At 64.0% G+C, this 16,771-nt stretch carries 16 protein-coding genes; 6 read left to right on the forward strand and 10 right to left on the reverse strand.

The features are described from left to right. Positions 1-11: 11 nt before the first annotated feature. The 9 genes from paaI to ACWHXP_RS24240 all read right to left on the reverse strand — a co-directional run bounded on the left by paaI (position 12) and on the right by ACWHXP_RS24240 (position 7,382). Positions 12-500: a hydroxyphenylacetyl-CoA thioesterase PaaI gene (paaI, locus tag ACWHXP_RS24200; RefSeq protein ID WP_489623879.1), complete on the reverse strand. Its 489-nt coding sequence runs from the start codon at positions 498-500 to the stop codon at positions 12-14. Beyond that, complete coding sequence (locus tag ACWHXP_RS24205) at positions 493-2,031, reverse strand: 3-hydroxyacyl-CoA dehydrogenase (RefSeq protein ID WP_489634862.1); 1,539 nt, start codon at positions 2,029-2,031, stop codon at positions 493-495. The genes paaI and ACWHXP_RS24205 overlap by 8 nt, the downstream gene beginning before the upstream one ends. A 1-nt stretch (position 2,032) precedes the next feature. After that, a complete protein-coding gene (paaG, locus tag ACWHXP_RS24210) occupies positions 2,033-2,824 on the reverse strand; it encodes a 2-(1,2-epoxy-1,2-dihydrophenyl)acetyl-CoA isomerase PaaG (RefSeq protein WP_489634861.1) in 792 nt (263 codons plus the stop codon). Positions 2,825-2,885: 61 nt separating this feature from the next. Further along, the gene (gene paaE, locus ACWHXP_RS24215) at positions 2,886-3,956 is read right to left on the reverse strand and encodes a 1,2-phenylacetyl-CoA epoxidase subunit PaaE (RefSeq protein WP_259433349.1); all 1,071 of its coding nucleotides are present in this window, start codon (positions 3,954-3,956) and stop codon (positions 2,886-2,888) included. A 36-nt stretch (positions 3,957-3,992) separates the two neighbouring features. Next, positions 3,993-4,526, reverse strand: a complete 534-nt coding sequence (paaD, locus tag ACWHXP_RS24220) for a 1,2-phenylacetyl-CoA epoxidase subunit PaaD (RefSeq protein WP_121040454.1) — start codon at positions 4,524-4,526, stop codon at positions 3,993-3,995. Further along, on the reverse strand, positions 4,523-5,275 hold the full coding sequence (paaC, locus tag ACWHXP_RS24225) for a 1,2-phenylacetyl-CoA epoxidase subunit PaaC (RefSeq protein WP_489634860.1): 753 nt from the start codon (positions 5,273-5,275) through the stop codon (positions 4,523-4,525). Before paaC ends, paaD begins: the two co-directional genes overlap by 4 nt. Before the next feature lie 12 nt (positions 5,276-5,287). Continuing rightward, positions 5,288-5,572: a 1,2-phenylacetyl-CoA epoxidase subunit PaaB gene (paaB, locus tag ACWHXP_RS24230; protein WP_008332574.1), complete on the reverse strand. Its 285-nt coding sequence runs from the start codon at positions 5,570-5,572 to the stop codon at positions 5,288-5,290. A gap of 93 nt (positions 5,573-5,665) precedes the next feature. Continuing rightward, positions 5,666-6,652 carry a 1,2-phenylacetyl-CoA epoxidase subunit PaaA gene (gene paaA / locus ACWHXP_RS24235; RefSeq protein WP_039786318.1) on the reverse strand — a complete coding sequence of 329 codons (987 nt, stop codon included), beginning with the start codon at positions 6,650-6,652 and terminating at the stop codon, positions 5,666-5,668. A gap of 127 nt (positions 6,653-6,779) precedes the next feature. Further along, on the reverse strand, positions 6,780-7,382 hold the full coding sequence (locus tag ACWHXP_RS24240; protein WP_121040448.1) for a phenylacetic acid degradation protein PaaY: 603 nt from the start codon (positions 7,380-7,382) through the stop codon (positions 6,780-6,782). Between the two features lie 317 nt (positions 7,383-7,699). Here ACWHXP_RS24240 and ACWHXP_RS24245 point away from each other — a divergent pair, with 317 nt between their 5' ends. From ACWHXP_RS24245 to ACWHXP_RS24270, 6 genes are all read left to right on the forward strand, one after another. Next, positions 7,700-8,320: a TetR/AcrR family transcriptional regulator gene (locus tag ACWHXP_RS24245; protein WP_034330702.1), complete on the forward strand. Its 621-nt coding sequence runs from the start codon at positions 7,700-7,702 to the stop codon at positions 8,318-8,320. Between the two features lie 72 nt (positions 8,321-8,392). Beyond that, on the forward strand, positions 8,393-9,538 hold the full coding sequence (locus ACWHXP_RS24250; protein ID WP_204727025.1) for an ABC transporter substrate-binding protein: 1,146 nt from the start codon (positions 8,393-8,395) through the stop codon (positions 9,536-9,538). Between the two features lie 213 nt (positions 9,539-9,751). Further along, complete coding sequence (gene paaZ, locus ACWHXP_RS24255; protein ID WP_489634859.1) at positions 9,752-11,812, forward strand: phenylacetic acid degradation bifunctional protein PaaZ; 2,061 nt, start codon at positions 9,752-9,754, stop codon at positions 11,810-11,812. 156 nt (positions 11,813-11,968) lie between these two features. Beyond that, positions 11,969-13,021, forward strand: a complete 1,053-nt coding sequence (locus tag ACWHXP_RS24260) for a branched-chain amino acid ABC transporter permease (protein ID WP_489634858.1) — start codon at positions 11,969-11,971, stop codon at positions 13,019-13,021. A 10-nt stretch (positions 13,022-13,031) separates the two neighbouring features. Continuing rightward, positions 13,032-14,822, forward strand: a complete 1,791-nt coding sequence (locus tag ACWHXP_RS24265; RefSeq protein ID WP_145604872.1) for a branched-chain amino acid ABC transporter ATP-binding protein/permease — start codon at positions 13,032-13,034, stop codon at positions 14,820-14,822. Next, the gene (locus tag ACWHXP_RS24270) at positions 14,819-15,652 is read left to right on the forward strand and encodes an ABC transporter ATP-binding protein (protein ID WP_489634857.1); all 834 of its coding nucleotides are present in this window, start codon (positions 14,819-14,821) and stop codon (positions 15,650-15,652) included. The genes ACWHXP_RS24265 and ACWHXP_RS24270 overlap by 4 nt, the downstream gene beginning before the upstream one ends. On the opposite strand, the gene ACWHXP_RS24275 is transcribed toward ACWHXP_RS24270, so the two are convergent. Then, on the reverse strand, positions 15,631-16,752 hold the full coding sequence (locus ACWHXP_RS24275; protein WP_489634856.1) for a Fic family protein: 1,122 nt from the start codon (positions 16,750-16,752) through the stop codon (positions 15,631-15,633). The two genes, ACWHXP_RS24270 and ACWHXP_RS24275, sit on opposite strands and share 22 nt — an antisense overlap. Between the last annotated feature and the right edge of the window lie 19 nt (positions 16,753-16,771).

Below are 16,771 nucleotides of genomic sequence, written 5' to 3' on the forward strand. Positions count from 1 at the left end.
TGGGTGTTCTTTTATGCGTGGTCTTGTCGTGCCGCCGGCAATCCGGTGATCACCTCGCCCTTGATGCGATAGGACTTGCCCCGGAACAGCGCGATGATCTTGCCGTCCTGGTTGCTCACGGTGATGTCGTAGACCCCGGTGCGGCCGGCCAGCGTACGTTCCTGTGCCTCGGCAGTCAGGACGTCATTGCGCAGGGCCGGTGCCACGTATTCGATGCTGCACCCCGATGCCACGGTGTTGAGATTACGGCTGTTGCAGGCAAATGCAAAGCTGCTGTCGGCCAGCGCGAAGATGAAACCGCCGTGGCAGGTGGCGTGGCCATTGAGCATGTCGCTGCGCACCAGCATGCTCATGCGCGCGCGGCCGGGCGCGACTTCCAGAATCCTCATGCCCAGCGCCTGGGAAGCGTTGTCGCGCGGGAACATGGCCTGTACCGTGGCCTCGGCCAGGGCTTGCGGATCCATCTCGGCAGATGGGAATGACAATGCGGTTTCACTCATGGAATTTCCTCCCGGATGCTTGCAGTCGTTGGAGCAGGGGCGAGACGCGGTAGCGGTCTTCGCCATAGGTGGCACTGAGCTGGCGCAGTACATTGGCGACGGTGTCGACGCCGATGGCATCGGCCCAGGCCAGCGGGCCGCGCGGATAGTTGACGCCCTTCTGCATGGCCAGGTCGGCGTCCTGCTTGCTGCACACGCCCTGGCTGACGGCGTCCGCCGCTTCGTTGATGAGCATGCAGACGGTGCGCATGACCACCATGCCCGGCACGTCCTGCAGCGGCGAGAGGGCAAAGCCGCAGTGTTGCAGCACGCCGGCCACCGCCTCCCAGGCACGGTCGCGGCACTGGTCGGCGCGGGTCAGGGCCAGGCGCGGGGCCGTGGCATAGTCCAGTGCCAGGTCCACCAGCACCACGTCGGGCATGTTGTAGTCGTAGGATTGCTGGGTCGCGGTGCGGCCGCCGGTCATGTAGAGGCGGCCGGGGCCGGCCTTCATCAGCAGCTGGTCGGCGCGCGCCTCGCAGTACTCCACGCGGCCCTGATAGCGCGCGCGGATTACTTCCACCAGCGGATGCGTACCGAACAATTGCAGCGGTACCGTGGGCGTGCCGAATGCCGGGACGGTGACTGGCTGTGGCGTTTCCGGCGCCGCGCCATAGCGATAGAAACCGCGTCCGCTCTTGCGCCCGAGGAAGCCGGCGTGCACCAGCTCTTGCTGGATCAGCGACGGCGTGAAACGCGGATCATTGAAATACGCCTGGAACACCGATTGCGTGACGGCGAAATTGACGTCATGCCCGATCAGGTCCATCAGTTCGAACGCCCCCATGCGGAAACCGCCGGACTCGCGCAGGATGGCGTCGATGGTCGCCGGTTGTGCACCGCGCTCATTGAGCACGCGCAAGGCTTCGGCGTAATAGGGACGCGCCAGCCGGTTGACGATGAAGCCCGGTGTCGAGGCGGCCACCACCGGCACCTTGCCCCAGGCCAGCGCGGTGTCATGCAGGCACTGCACCACGGTGGCATCGCTGCATACGCCGCGGATGATTTCCACCAGCGCCATCATCGGCACCGGGTTGAAGAAATGCATGCCGGCCAGACGTTCGGGATGGCGCAGCGTGGCTGCGATCTGGGTGATCGAGATCGAGGAGGTATTGCTGGCCAGGATGCACTGCGCATCGACGATGGATTCCAGTTTGCCGAACAGTTCCTGCTTGGCCGCCAGCTGTTCGACGATGGCTTCCACCACCAGGCGCGCATCGCGCATTTCCTGCAGCGCGTGGGCTACCGACAGCCGGTCGCTCGCGCCTTGCGCCTGTTCGTGCGTGATCTTGCCCTTGTTGGCCAGCTTGTCGAGGCTGGCGCGGATGTCGGCGATGGCCTTGGCCGCGGCACCGTCGCGACTGTCGTAGAGCTGCACCGGATGGCCGGCGACTGCCGCCACCTGCGCAATGCCGGCGCCCATGGTGCCGCTGCCGATGACAGCGACGCGGGCCGTGGCGGGCAGGGCGTGCGGAGACACTGCTGCGCTCATGTCATTGCCCCGTGAATTGCGGCGCGCGCTTTTCCAGGAAGGCGTTCACGCCCTCGCGGTAATCGCGGCTGTGGCCGAGGGCACGCATGGTGTCGCGTTCCAGGTCCAGCTGTTCGGGCAGCGTATTGGCCGGGCTGGCATACAGCGTGGCCTTGGTGGCGGCCAGTCCCTTGGTCGGGGCGCGGGCGAAGTGGGTGGCCATGGCATAGGCTTCTTCCATGAGCTTGTCGTCGTCCACGCACTTCCAGATCAGGCCCCAGCGTTCGGCCTGCTCGGCGCTGATCTTCTCGCCCAGCAGTGCCATGCCCATGGCGCGCGCCGTGCCTACCAGGCGCGGCAGGAAATAAGTGCCGCCGGTATCGGGGATCAGTCCCAGCTTGCAGAACACTTCCACGAAGCTGGCCGAACGCGCGGCCAGCACGATGTCGCAGGCCAGCGGCAGGTTGGCGCCCGCACCGGCGGCCACGCCATTGACGGCGCAGATCACCGGGAAAGGTAGCGCACGCAGTGACTTCACCAGCGGACCGTAGTACTTGTCGATGGATTCGCCCAGGTCGACGGCGCCGTCGCCGGGTTTGACGGCGCGGTCGCCCAGGTCCTGGCCGGCACAGAAACCGCGACCGGCACCGGTGAGCAGCAGCACCCGCACGCTGGTGTCGGCCTGCAGCGTGGCGATGGCCTCGCGCAATTCCAGGTGCATGGCCACGGTGAAGCTGTTGAGCTTGTCAGGGCGGTTCAGGGTGATGACGGCGATGCCGTCATGGTTCTCGAAGAGGATGGTGGAGTCGCTCATGGGCTCAGGAAAGTTCAGGGGCTGATCAAAGGGAGGGCCGCATCGTGCGGGCGTGGCTGGCTCAGTTGTCCTGGTCGAAGTCCAGCAGCAGCTTGTCGCTGACCGGGAAGGACTGGCAGCTCAGGACGAAGCCGCGCGCGATCTCGTAGTCTTCGAGCGCGTAGTTGGCATCCATGTCGACCTTGCCCTCGACCACCTTGCAGCGGCAGGTGGCGCACACGCCGCCCTTGCAGGAGTAGCGCAGGTCGATGCCGTGCTTGAGGCCTGCGTCGAGCACGGATTCCTTTTCCTTGTCCATGGTGAAGACGTTGTGATAACCGTCGACGATCACCGTGACTTCGCATTCCTTCTTGCCGACGACCGGGCGCGAAGCATGCGCACGCGTGGGCGCGCTGGCGGCGAACAGTTCGGTCTTGATCTGCGCCTTGGGCAGGCCATGCGCCTGCAGCGAATCGGAGACGGCCTGCACCATTTCTTCCGGGCCGCACAGGAAGGCGGCATCCACGTCCTTTAGGTCGATCCAGGAGGCGAAGAAGGCATCGCACTTGCTGCGGTCGATGCGGCCGTTGAACAATTCCACGTCCTGCTGTTCGCGGCTCATCACCCAGATCACGTTGAGGCGTTCGAGGTAGGCATCCTTGAGGTCGGTGATCTCTTCCTTGAAGATCACCGAGGAGGAAGCGCGATTGGCATAGACCAGCGTGAAGCGGCTGTGCGGCTCGGCCAGCAGGGTGGTCTTGATGATGGAGATCATCGGCGTGATGCCGCTGCCCGCCGCAAAGGCCAGGTAGTGCTTGCGGTTGGCCGCATCCAGCGGGACGTTGAAGTGGCCCATGGGCGGCATCACTTCGATGCTTTGTCCCGGGACAAAGGATTCATTGGCCCAGTTCGAGAACAGCCCGCCCGGTACGCGCTTGATGGCCACGCGCAACTGCTTTTCCTGGGTGGCCGCGCAGATCGAATAGGAGCGGCGCAATTCCTCGCCCTCGATGTGCGAGCGCAGCGTCAGGTGCTGGCCTTGCTGGTAGGAAAACGTGTCCTGCAATTCGGGCGGGACGGCGAAGGAGACCACGATGGTATCGCGCGTTTCCTGTTTCACGCCCGAGATGGTCAGTGGATAGAATTTGCTCATGATCTTGTGCCTTTGTTCTGGGACATTGAGCGCGGCTCAATGCGCCTTGAAGTAATCGAACGGCTCGCGGCAGTCCTTGCACTGGTACAGCGCCTTGCAGGAGGTGGAGCCGAACTGGCTCACGCAGACCGTCTGCATCGAACCGCAATGCGGGCATTGCACCTGCGGTGCAGCTTGTCGCCGGATACTGATGCCGCGAATGTCGATGACCTGCTGCGCCGGGGGCGCGATGCCGTATTGCTGCAGGTTGCGGCGGCCTTTCTCGCTCATCCAGTCGGTGTTCCAGGCCGGTGCCAGCTGCGTGCGGATGGCCACCTCGGCCAGTCCGTGCTGCTTGAGTGCCGTGCTGATGTCCTGCGCGATCACGCCCATGGCCGGGCAGCCGGAGTAGGTCGGGGTGATGACCACGGTGCAGCGTGCTGCCTCGGCATCGTCATCGGAAACCTCGACGGCACGCACGATGCCCAGGTCCACCACCGAGATGACCGGAATCTCCGGATCGGGAATGGCCTCCAGCCATTCCCAGATGCTCGCCTGCAGCGTCTGCGCGCGGGAGGCCAGCTCGTTCACCAGCTCGCTCCCGGATAGGTGCGCTGCAGGAACTGCATCTCCGCCAGCAGGTAGCCCAGGTGTTCGGTATGCCGTCCCTGCTTGCCGCCACTCTGCATCCACAGTCCGGACGCTGGCAGTTGCAGTGTGGCTTCGCGCATCACCTCGGTGACGTGCTGCTGCCACTTCTGCTGCAGTTCTGCGAGATCCGGTGCGATGCCCTCGGCCTGCATGGCCTGGTCCAGCGCGTCGGTGGTGAACAGTTCGCCGGTGTACATCCACAGCGCATCGATGGCGTCCTGCATGCGGCGATGGCTTTCTTCGCTGCCATCACCCAGGCGGATCATCAGGTCGGTGCTGCGGCGTACGTGATAGGTGACTTCCTTGAAGCACTTCTGCGCGATCTCGGCGATGCGCGCATCGCTGCTTTCACAGAGTCCCTCAAGCAGGAAGTAATGCCACACGTCGAAGAGGAACTGGCGTGCCAGCGTATCGGCATAGCTGCCATTGGGCAGCTCCACCAGCAGCAGGTTGTGGAACTGATGGGCATCGCGCAGGAAGGCCAGCTGGTCTTCGTTACGTCCTGCACCTTCCAGTTCAGCGGCGTAGGCCAGCCACAGGCGCGCCTGGCCGATCAGGTCCAGCGAGACGTTGATCAAGGCCATGTCTTCTTCCAGGGCCGGGCCCTTGCCACACCATTCGGAGAGGCGTTGCGAGAGCACCAGGACGTTGTCGCCCAGGCGTCGCACGTAATCGGTTTTGTGGGTCATGGTGCGCGCCTCTTACAGGTTCTTCAGTTCGGCCGGCATGGGGAAGAAGGTCGGGTGGCGATACACCTTGCTGTTGGCCGGTTCGAACAGCGGGGCCTTGTCGCCGGGGCTGGAGGAGACGATGTCGGCGGCACGCACCACCCAGATGCCCACGCCTTCGTTGCGGCGGGTGTAGACGTCGCGCGCATTGTTGATGGCCATCTCGCCATCGGGGGCATGCAGGCTGCCGACGTGTTTATGGGCCAGACCGTGCTGGCTGCGGATGAAGACTTCCCAGAGAGGCCATTCCTTGCTCATGATGCGTTTCCTTGTTGGCGGGCCGCCCGGTGATGTCGGGCGGCCACTGGCAGGTTGTGAGATGAAGCGATTCAGAAACAGACGATGGGCGAATCACGCCGCCTTGCGCGCGGCACGCTTGTCGGCGTGCGCCACCAGCGCATCGCGGAACCACGCACCGTCGTCATAGGCTTTCTTGCGGGTGGCCAGGCGTTCGCGGTTGCAGGGGCCATTGCCGCGCAGGACGTTGTGGAATTCGTCCCAGTTGATTTCACCGAAGTCGTAGCGGCCACGTTCTTCGTTCCACTTGAGATCGGGGTCGGGCACGGTCAGGCCCAGGTATTCGATCTGCGGGATGGTCTGGTCGACCATGCGCTGGCGCAGTTCGTCATTGGAGAAGAGCTTGATGCGCCACTGCATCGATTGCGCGCTGTTGACCGATTCCGCATCGGAGGGACCGAACATCATCAGCGCCGGCCACCACCAGCGGTTCAGCGCATCCTGCGCCATCTGCTTCTGCTCGGGCGTGCCACGGCACAGCGCCAGCATGATGTCGTACCCCTGGCGGGCGTGGAAGGATTCCTCCTTGCATACGCGCACCATGGCGCGCGAATAGGGACCATAGGAACAGCGGCACAGCGGGATCTGGTTGATGATGGCCGAGCCATCCACCAGCCAGCCAATGGCCCCCATGTCGGCCCAGCTCAGGGTCGGATAGTTGAAGATGCTGGAGTACTTGGCCTTGCCGGAATGCAGGTCGCCCAGCAGCGCATCGCGCGACACGCCCAGGGTTTCTGCCGCGCTGTAGAGGTAGAGGCCGTGCCCGGCTTCGTCCTGGATCTTGGCCAGCAGGATGGCCTTGCGCTCCAGGGTCGGGGCGCGCGTGACCCAGTTGGCCTCGGGCAGCTGGCCGACGATTTCCGAGTGGGCGTGCTGCGAGATCTGGCGTACCAGCGTCTTGCGATAGGCCTCGGGCATCCAGTCCTTGGGCTCGATCTTGACGCCCGCATCGATGCGCGCCTGGAAAGCCTGTTCTTCGGGGGACATGTCATCGGCGCTGCGCACCTTGGCCAGTCCGGTTTCTACGAGTTGTGCATACATGCTGCTTCTCCATGAAGGTGGATCACGCGGAGGCAGGACGAACACGGTCCTTGCCGCAGGGACCGGCCCTGCGTCTGCGTGAGGTGTAAGCGTGAATCTTGAAACTGAAAAAATATGCTGCCGTCTGCTAGGCCCGTCTGGCCGCGATCAGCGGTTCGACGAAGGGCGCGGCCAGGCTCGGCCGGTTCTCTTCGATCTGCGCCAGGGGGCTGACCTCCCGCAGGCTCTTCAGGCTGCGCTTGGCGAGGTCGTGATACGTCTCGGTACCGGCCCGTTTCCAGGCCATCTCTTCTTCCGTCAGGTCGCGCACCACCTTGGCCGGCAAACCGGCCACCAGGGTACGCGCGGGAATCTGCATGCCGGCGCGCACGAAGGCGCAGGCCGCCACGATGGACTGTGCGCCCACCACTGCCTCATCCATCACCACCGCATTCATGCCCACCAGCGCATCGCGTTCGACGGTGCAGCTGTGCAGCACCGCACCGTGGCCGATGTGGCCGTTCTCGCCCACCACTGTCGCGTGGCCGGGGAAGCCGTGGACCACGCAGGTGTCCTGCACGTTGGCGCCGCGTTCCAGCACGATGCGGCCGAAGTCGCCGCGCAGGCAGGCGGCCGGGCCGACGTAACAATCGGGGCCGACGATGACGTCGCCGATCAGCACCGCCGTGGGATGGACATAGGCGGCCGGGTCGACCACCGGGATCACGCCTTCGATCGAATAACAGGGCACAGCGTCTCCTTGGCCGGCGCTTTCACTGCAGGCGCCAGCAGCTTGTGGTTGCAGCGTGCTGAACTTTGCTTGTCTTTCCCGGTTGAAACGCATGGAAAAAAGCATTTGCCTGCCGCTGTTTTTTGAGGAATAATAATTTCGACCGACCGGTTGGTCAATAATGTTTTGAAGATTTTTTCTGACCGTGGTCAGCAGGCAGGGAAGTTGAGGCAGGGCAGGGAGGCTGGCAGAGCGGGATGTCTCCGATAGATGTTTCGTAAGAGTTTTGATTTACGGCACAATCATGACTTTGCGGAAATATCGACGAGGAAGCATTTATGCCACGCAAGCGAGCAGCGGGATACGACAACCAGCGCGAGACCATCATCGAACAGGCGGCAGCCTTGTTTGCGCGCAATGGTTTCGTGGGCACATCGATGAATGAGGTGGCGCTGGCGTGTGGCCTGTCCAAGGCGTCGCTGTATCACTACTTTGCCGACAAGCACCAGTTGCTGATGCACATCTGCGAAGACCACATCGATCGCCTCTGTGCGCTGGTCGATGAAGTCGCGCAGCAGGAGCTGGACCCCGAGCCGCGCTTGCGCCTGCTGATCCAGCGCTTCGTGGAGGAATACCGCGATGCCCAGAACGAGCATCGCGTCCTGACCGAGGACGTGCGTTTCCTGGAACCGGGAGACCAGAAGCGCATCCTCAGCGGCGAGCGCAAGGTGGTCAAGGCGGTGGCCGAGGCCATGTGCGCGGTGCGGCCGGAACTGGATCGCAGCCGCATGGCCAAGCCGCTGGCCATGCTGTTGTTCGGCATGATCAACTGGATGTTCATGTGGTTGAAGCCCGATGGCGAACTGACCCATGAACGCATGGCCGTGGTCGTGTCCGATTTGTTGTTTGGCGGAATCGGTGCCGTCAGCCTGGAAGGCACCGGGAAGAAGAAACGATGACGTGAGCCCTTGATCGGTAGCGTCATTGCAGGCATGCAGCACCACAATGACAAAATCATCAAGGAGACCTCCATGCAGTTTGCTCGCCCTTTGCTGGCGCTGGCTTTGGCCGGCTGCGCGCTCGTCGCACACGCCGACATCAACGTCGGCGTCACCGTATCCACCACCGGCCCGGCCGCTTCGCTGGGCATCCCCGAAAAGAACACCATCGCACTTCTGCCTGCCACCATCGGCGGGCAGAAGATCAACTACATCGTCCTCGATGACGCCTCAGACACCACGCAGGCGGTCAAGAACGCACGCCGCTTCGTCTCCGAAAACAATGTGGATGTGATCGTCGGTTCGTCGGTGAGCCCCAACTCGATCTCGATGATCGAAGTGGCCGCCGAAGCGCAGACGCCGATGATCTCGCTGGCCGCGGCCGCGCGCATCGTCGAGCCCATGGACGCCAAGAAGAAGTGGGTCTTCAAGACCCCGCAGAACGACATCATGATGTCGCTGGCCATCGCCAAGGACATGGTGGCGCGCGGCTACCAGCGCATTGCCTTCATCGGTTATTCCAACGCCTATGGCGAAGGCTGGTACGAAGAATTCAAGAAAGCCGCCGGCCTCAAGAAACTGGAGCTGGTGGCCAATGAACGCTTCGCCCCCAACGATACCTCGGCCACCGCGCAAGCCCTGAAACTGGTGGCGGCCAAGCCGGATGCCATCCTCATCGCCGCCTCCGGCACCCCGGCCGTGGTGCCGCAGCGTGCCTTGAAGGAGCGCGGCTTCAAGGGCCAGATCTATCAGACCCACGGCGTGGCCAATGCCGACTTCCTGCGCGTGGGCGGCAAGATGCTCGACGGCACCCTGCTGCCGGCCGGTCCCGTGCTGGTAGCGGCGCAACTGCCTGCGGCCAATCCCATCCGCAAGGTGGCGCTGGACTACACCGCCAAGTATGAAGCGGCGCACGGCAAGGACAGCGTCTCGCTCTTCGGCGGCTATGCCTGGGATGCGGGCGTGCTGCTGCAGTCGGCCATTCCGGTGGCATTGAAGCGCGGCAAGCCGGGCACGCCGGAATTCCGCGCCGCCCTGCGCGATGCGCTCGAAGCCACCAAGGAAGTCACCGGTGTGCACGGCGTCTACAACATGTCGGCCACCGATCACCTGGGCCTGGACCAGCGGGCTTCGGTGATGGTCAAGATCGTTGATGGCGCCTGGCAGTACCAGCCCTGAGAGCAACAACGAATACGCTCGCGCACCGCTGACCGTTCGACCTGAGTAGGCCCGACGGGCCGTATCGAAGGCGCTGCGGAGTTTGTAACGTAGCCACGCCTTCGATACGCGGCGGCGCCGCTACTCAGGTCGAACGGCCGGTGGTGACGGATGTAATCGCTGCTGCTGCCTCATTTTGTAAAGCTCATCCACTATGCAAATCAGGAGTCCCCGATGACTACCCGTCCCCCTCTGCTCCAGAGTTTCATCGCCGGCCGCTGGTTCGGTGAAAGCCCGGCCCAGGCACTGCACAGCGCAGTCAATGGCCACACCGTCGCCAGCACCCACCAGGAATCCATCGACTTCGGCGAAGCGCTGGAGCATGCCCGCAAGAAGGGCCTGCCGGCGCTGATGCAGCTGGACTTCCAGCAACGTGCAGCGATCCTCAAGGCGCTGGCCAAGTACCTGGTCGAGCACAAGGAAACGCTCTACGCCGTCTCCGCCCACACGGGCGCGACCCGCACCGACAGCTGGATCGATATCGAAGGCGGCAGCGGCACGCTGTTCACCTATGCCAGCATCGGCACCAATGAATTCCCCTCGTCCAACCTGGTCCACGAAGGCCCGGCCATCTCGCTGGGCAAGCAGGGCCGCTTCGCCGGCACGCACATCCTGGTACCGCGCGGCGGCGTGGCGGTGCATATCAATGCCTTCAACTTCCCGGTCTGGGGCATGCTGGAAAAATTCGCCCCGACCTTCCTGGCCGGCATGCCCTGCATCGTCAAGCCCGCCACCGCCACCAGCTACCTGGCTGAAGCGGCGGTGCGCCTGATCCAGCAATCCGGCCTGCTGCCCGAAGGCAGCCTGCAACTGGTCATCGGCAGCACCGGCGACCTGCTCGACCGCCTGCAGGCGCAGGACGTGGTGACCTTTACCGGCTCGGCCGATACGGCGGCCAAGTTGCGTGCGCATCCCAACCTGATTGCGAATTCCATTCCCTTCAATGCCGAAGCCGATTCGCTGAACTGCGCGATTCTTGGCCCTGACGTCAATGCCGACGATGAGGAATTCGATCTCTTCGTCAAGGAAGTGGCGCGCGAGATGACCACCAAGGCCGGCCAGAAATGTACCGCCATCCGCCGTGCCATCGTGCCGCGCCAGCACTTAGATGCAATTTCGGAAAAACTCGTCGCGCGCCTGTCCAAGACCGTGATCGGCGACCCCGCAATGGAGTCGGTGCGCATGGGGCCGCTGGCCTCACGCGCACAGCAACGTGATGTGGAAGAGCGCGTGGCCTTGCTGAAACATAGTGCCGAGCTGATCCTGGGTGCGGGTAACAGCTTCCTGCCGCAAGGCGAAGGCGTGGGCGAGGGTGCGTTCTTCGCGCCAACCTTGCTGCTGGCGCGCGATACCTCCGCCGGCAGCCCGGTGCATGAAGTGGAGGCCTTCGGTCCGGTCAGCACGCTGATGCCTTATGACGATCTCGATGAAGCCCTGGCGCTGGCCGCACGCGGACGCGGCAGCCTGGTGGCCAGCCTGGTCACGCGCAGTCCATCGGTGGCGGCGCGTGCCATTCCTGCGGCCGCTGCCTGGCATGGCCGTCTGCTGGTGCTGGATCGCGAAGCGGCTCCGGAATCCACCGGCCACGGTTCGCCCCTGCCGCAGCTCAAGCACGGTGGTCCTGGCCGCGCCGGTGGCGGTGAGGAACTGGGCGGCTCGCGCGCCGTGAAGCATTACCTGCAACGCACGGCGGTGCAGGGCTCGCCGACCATGCTGGCCGCAGTCGTGGGCGAACACGTGCGGGGTGCGAAGGTGCGCGAATCGGATATCCATCCCTTCCGCCACTACTTCGAGGATCTGCAGATTGGCGACTCGCTGGCTACGCACCGCCGTACCGTCACCGAAGCCGACATCGTCAATTTCGGCTGCCTCTCGGGCGACCATTTCTACATGCACTTCGACGACATCTCGGCACGCCAGTCGCCGTTCGGCAAGCGCATCGCGCATGGCTACTTCGTGCTGTCGGCGGCCGCCGGGCTGTTCGTCTCGCCGGCGCCGGGTCCGGTGCTGGCCAACTACGGACTCGATACGCTGCGCTTCGTCAAGCCGGTGGGCATCGGCGACACCATCTCGGCGCGCCTGACCTGCAAGCGCAAGATCGACCGCAACAAGAAGGATGCCAACGGCCAGGGGCAGGGCGTGGTGGCCTGGGATGTGGAGGTGAGCAACCAGGACGGCGAGCTGGTGGCGTCCTACGACATCCTGACCCTGGTGGCCAAGAAGCCGCAGGCTTGAGCCATCCGGTTTTTTGCAGAAAGCTTCATGCTCCATCCGGTATTCCGCGCCAGACACAAGAAAGCAGCCCCAAAGGTTCATCTCTGACAAGAACCGGGCCTATCCCGGCCAGTCGCAGCCCGATCTGCGGCGGCCGGCATCAACAGGAGGAGACAAGTGGATACCAGCATTCTGACCGTGCTGATCCAGGACGGCATCACGACCGGCGCGATCTATGCGCTGCTGTCGCTGGCGCTGGTCCTGGTGTTTTCAGTGACACGGGTGATTTTCCTGCCGCAGGGCGAGTTCGTCGCCTTCGGCGCATTGACTCTGGCGGCCATCCAGAACGGGCAGGCCCCCGGCACCGCCTTGCTGCTGGTGGCGCTGGGCGGTGTGACGCTGGCCGTTGAAGGCGGCAACGCGCTGCGCCTGGCCGCAACGCGCGCGCGTTTTCTGCGCCGCCTGCCGTCGCTGCTGGCGATGCAGATCGGCCTGCCGCTGGTGCTCTACGCACTGACGCGTTACGTCGATCTGCAAGCGCTGGCCATGCCCTGGCAGATCCTGCTGACGCTGCTGATCGTGGTGCCGATGGGGCCGATGATCTATCGCGTGGCTTACCAGCCGCTGGCGCATTCGAGCGTGCTGGTGTTGCTGATCGTCTCACTCGGCGTGCATCTGGCCATGGTCGGATTGGGACTGCTGATGTTCGGCCCCGAGGGGACCAACACCAAGCCTTTCACGGAGATGCAATTCAACTTGGGCGAGAGCCCGGTCTCGGGGCAGAGCGTGATCGTGCTGGTGACGGTGGCGGCCCTGATCGCCGTGATCTACGTCTTCTTCGAGCGCACCCTGACCGGCAAGGCCCTGCGCGCCACTGCCGTCAATCGTCTCGGTGCGCGGCTGGTGGGGGTGGGCATCAACCAGGCGGGCAAGCTGTCCTTCGCGATGTCGGCTGGGATCGGTGCGCTGTGCGGGATCCTGATTGCGCCTTTCACCATCGTCAACTATGAGTCCGGTTTCATCATCGCCCTGAAAGGCTTTGTGGGAGCCATCTTCGGCGGGCTGGCCAGTTATCCGATTGCGGCATTGGGATCGGTGTCGGTCGGACTGATCGAGAGTTTTTCTTCCTTCTGGGCCAGTGCCTTCAAGGAGCTGATCGTCTTCACGGTCATCATTCCCATCCTGCTGTGGCGCTCGCTGACCAGCCACCACATCGACGAAGAAGCCTGAGGACGCCGCCATGACTGCATTCACATCGCATCGCGCCGCCTTGCCGGTGCTGTTCTTCGCCATCGTGCTGGTGCTGCCGCAGTTGGGCCTGCCGCCGTTCTGGGTCACGCTGCTGTCCTATGTGGGCCTGTATGCCATCGTCGCGCTGGGGCTGGTGTTGCTGACCGGCGTGGCGGGATTGATCTCGTTCGGGCAGGCGGCGTTTGTCGGCATCGGTGCTTACACGACTGCGTATCTCACGACGCAGTTCGGACTCTCGCCCTGGGTCGGTTTGCTGGCGGGAATCGGACTGACCGGCTTGTCGGCTTTCCTGATCGGCACGCTCACCATGCGCATCTCCGGCCATTACCTGCCGCTGTCCACGATTGCCTGGGGCCTGTCGCTGTACTACCTGTTCGGCAACCTGGAGATGCTGGGCAAGCATGACGGCATCAACGGCATCCCGCCGATTGCCATCGGCCAGTTCACCTTCGGCAACGGGGCCTCGATGTATCTGCTGATCTGGGCCGTGGTGATCCTGGCGCTGGTATCGGTGGTCAATTTCCTCGATTCGCGGGCGGGGCGTGCGGTGCGTGCGCTCAAGTTCGGCACCGTCATGCCGGAAGCCATGGGCGTCGATACGGCGCGACTGAAGATCGTCATCTTCGTCTACGCGGCAGTGCTGGCCGGCATTTCCGGATGGCTCTACGCGCACCTGCAACAGGCGGTCAATCCCACGCCCTTCGGTTTGAAATACGGCATCGACTACCTGCTGATGGTGGTGGTCGGTGGTGCCGGCCATGTGTGGGGAGCGATCCTCGGTGCGGGCCTGCTGGCGGTGCTGAGCAATTTCCTGCAGGAGTGGTTGCCGGGGGTGCTGGGCACCGGCGGCAATTTCGAGGCCATCGTCTTCGGCATCGCGCTGGTGATCTTTTTGCAGTTCGCCAACGAGGGCTTGTGGCCGCGTCTGCAGGCGCGATTCGGGCGTCGCCTGCCGCGTCAGCTGCCGGCGGATGCTGCGCCATTGACGCAGATTCCCAAGCCGGCGCGGGGCGAAGTGATCCTCGAAGTGGAGGCGGCACGCAAGCAGTTCGGTGGACTGGTGGCGGTCAATGATGTGAGTTTCTCGGTGAAGGCCGGAGAGATCGTGGGACTGATCGGGCCCAATGGCGCGGGCAAGTCGACGACCTTCAATCTGGTGACCGGTGTGCTCTCCATCACAAGTGGCAAGCTCAATTACCGCGGGCAGTCGCTGGCGGGCTTGTCCTCGCGCGAGATCTCCAGCCGTGGCATTGCGCGCACTTTCCAGCATGTGCGGCTGGTGCCGGGCATGAGCGTGCTGGAGAACGCGGCCATGGGCGCGTTCCGGCGCGGCGAGTTCGCGCCCCAGCGCGGCATCCTGGCCAGCCTGGCGCGTGCCAATCGCAAGGAGGAAGCGCGCATTCTCAGTGAGGCGCGGCGGCAGCTGGAGCGTGTCGGCCTGGGCGACCTGATTGACCGGCCTGCGGGCAGCCTGGCGCTGGGCCAGCAGCGCATCCTGGAGATTGCACGGGCGCTGTGCTGTGATCCGGCGCTGTTGTTGCTGGATGAGCCGGCGGCCGGTCTGCGCCTGAAAGAGAAGCAGGCGCTGGCGGCATTGCTGGACAAGCTGCGCGGCGAGGGGATGGCGGTGCTGCTGGTGGAGCACGACATGGACTTCGTGATGCAATTGACGGACCACATCGTGGTCATGGAATTCGGCACCAAGATTGCCGAGGGCACGCCGGCCCAGATCCAGGTCCACCCGGCGGTGCTGGAAGCCTATCTGGGAGGAGCCCAATGATGACCGCCGCGACCATGATGAACGCTGCCAGTGTGGAATCTGACGTGCGTGCGGCGAGCGCGCCGCTGTTGCTGGAAGTCAGCGGGCTCTCGGCGCGCTATGGCAAGGTGCCAGCATTGACCGAGGCTGCGCTGTCGCTGCGGGCCGGGCAGATCGTGACCGTGATCGGGCCCAATGGGGCGGGCAAATCGACCTTGCTCAATGCCATGATGGGCGCGATGCCGGCGGGTGCGGCGGCCAGCGGGCGGATCGCTTTCCAGGGCGAGGACGTGAGCCAGATGGAGGTGGAGGAGCGCGTGGCGCGCGGGCTGTCGCTGGTGCCGGAAAAGCGTGAATTGTTTACGTCCATGAGCGTGGAGGACAATCTGCTGCTGGGTGCGTACAAGCGGCGGCGCAATGGCGAGTCCGGCTATCTGGATCAGCAGGAGTTTGTCTATGCCTTGTTCCCGCGGTTGAAGGAACGGCGCAAGCAGGCGGCCGGGACGCTGTCCGGTGGCGAACGCCAGATGCTGGCGGTGGGCCGCGCCCTGATGGCCAAGCCGCAGGTGCTGATGCTGGATGAACCCAGTTTGGGGCTGGCACCGTTGATCACCAAGGAAATTCTTTCCATCATCAGCCAGTTGCGCAGCACCGGCGTGGCCACCTTGCTGGTGGAGCAGAATGCGCGGGCGGCCTTGCAGGTGGCCGATTACGGGTATGTGCTGGAGATGGGGGAGATCGTTTGTGAAGGGCCGGCGGGGGCGCTGGCGGCGGACAAGAGGATCGTGGAGAGTTATCTGGGGGTGGCGCGCGAGCCGGTGGAGCTGATTCAGCGCAACGTGAGTTCGTAACTCGTGCTGCGGCCCCCTGCGGCCGAACGGTGCAGCAGGTCCAGCGCGACCAGTTCATTGAGATCGCGCAGGGCGGTGTCGGAAGAGCACTTCGCCAGCGCCGCCCATTTGCTGCTGGTCAGCTTGCCTTCGAAACCATCGAGCAGACGGTTGAGCACTTTGACCTGACGGCCATTGAGCGGGGTGCCCGCGATTCTCTGCCAGAAGCGGGCCTTCACCAGTACCGCATCCAGCGTGCGATGCGCCTGGCTCACCGCAGCTGACAGCATCTGCAGGAACCACAGCAGCCAGGGGGTGACATCCATGTCGCCCTTTTGCGTGCGTTCCAGGATCTCGTAATAGGCTTTGCGTTCGCGCTGGATTTGCGCCGACAGGCTGTAGAAGCGCTGCGGGCTGCCGTCAGCGCGGGCCAGCAGCAGGTCGCCGATGGCCCGGGCGATACGTCCGTTGCCGTCATCGAAAGGATGCAGGGTGACAAACCAAAGATGCCCCAGGCCCGCGCGCAGCAGGGCGGGCTCTACCGGATTCGCGGTATTGATCCAGTTGAGCAGGCGCGTCACCTCGCGCGCCAGGCGTCGGGCCGGGGGCGCTTCATAATGGACTTTCTGTCGATGCAGTGGACCGGAGACTACTTGCATGGGACCTTGGGCATCATCGCGCCAGTCGCCGACGATGATTTCGCTCATCCCTGAATAGCCGGTCGGGAACAAGGCCGCATGCCAGCCGAAGAGACGCTTGGCCGTCAGTGGTTTGCGGTGATGCGTGGTGGCGTCGAAGATCATGTCGACCACTCCTTCCACGTGGCGATCCACCGGGGCCAAGGCACCGATGTCGACACCCAGGCGACGTGCCACGGAAGAGCGGACCGAGGCCAGATTGAGCTGTTCACCTTCGATGGCGCTGGTTTTGAGGACGTCCTCGGTCAGGGCCAGCAGGTTGGCTTCATCACGCAGCCCCAGTCCCACATCGGCCAGCCGGCCCAGCAGCAGGCCTTGCGCATGACTCACCTCGGCCAGTGGTGCGGCCAGGACGTTGAGGTCGTAGCGCCATCGGGGCCAGTCGGGAGCCTGCCAGAGGTAAGTGTAATCACCGTGTTTCATGCGGTGATTATGGAGGGTA

The sequence above is a fragment of the Herbaspirillum sp. Her2 genome, from assembly GCF_057961375.1.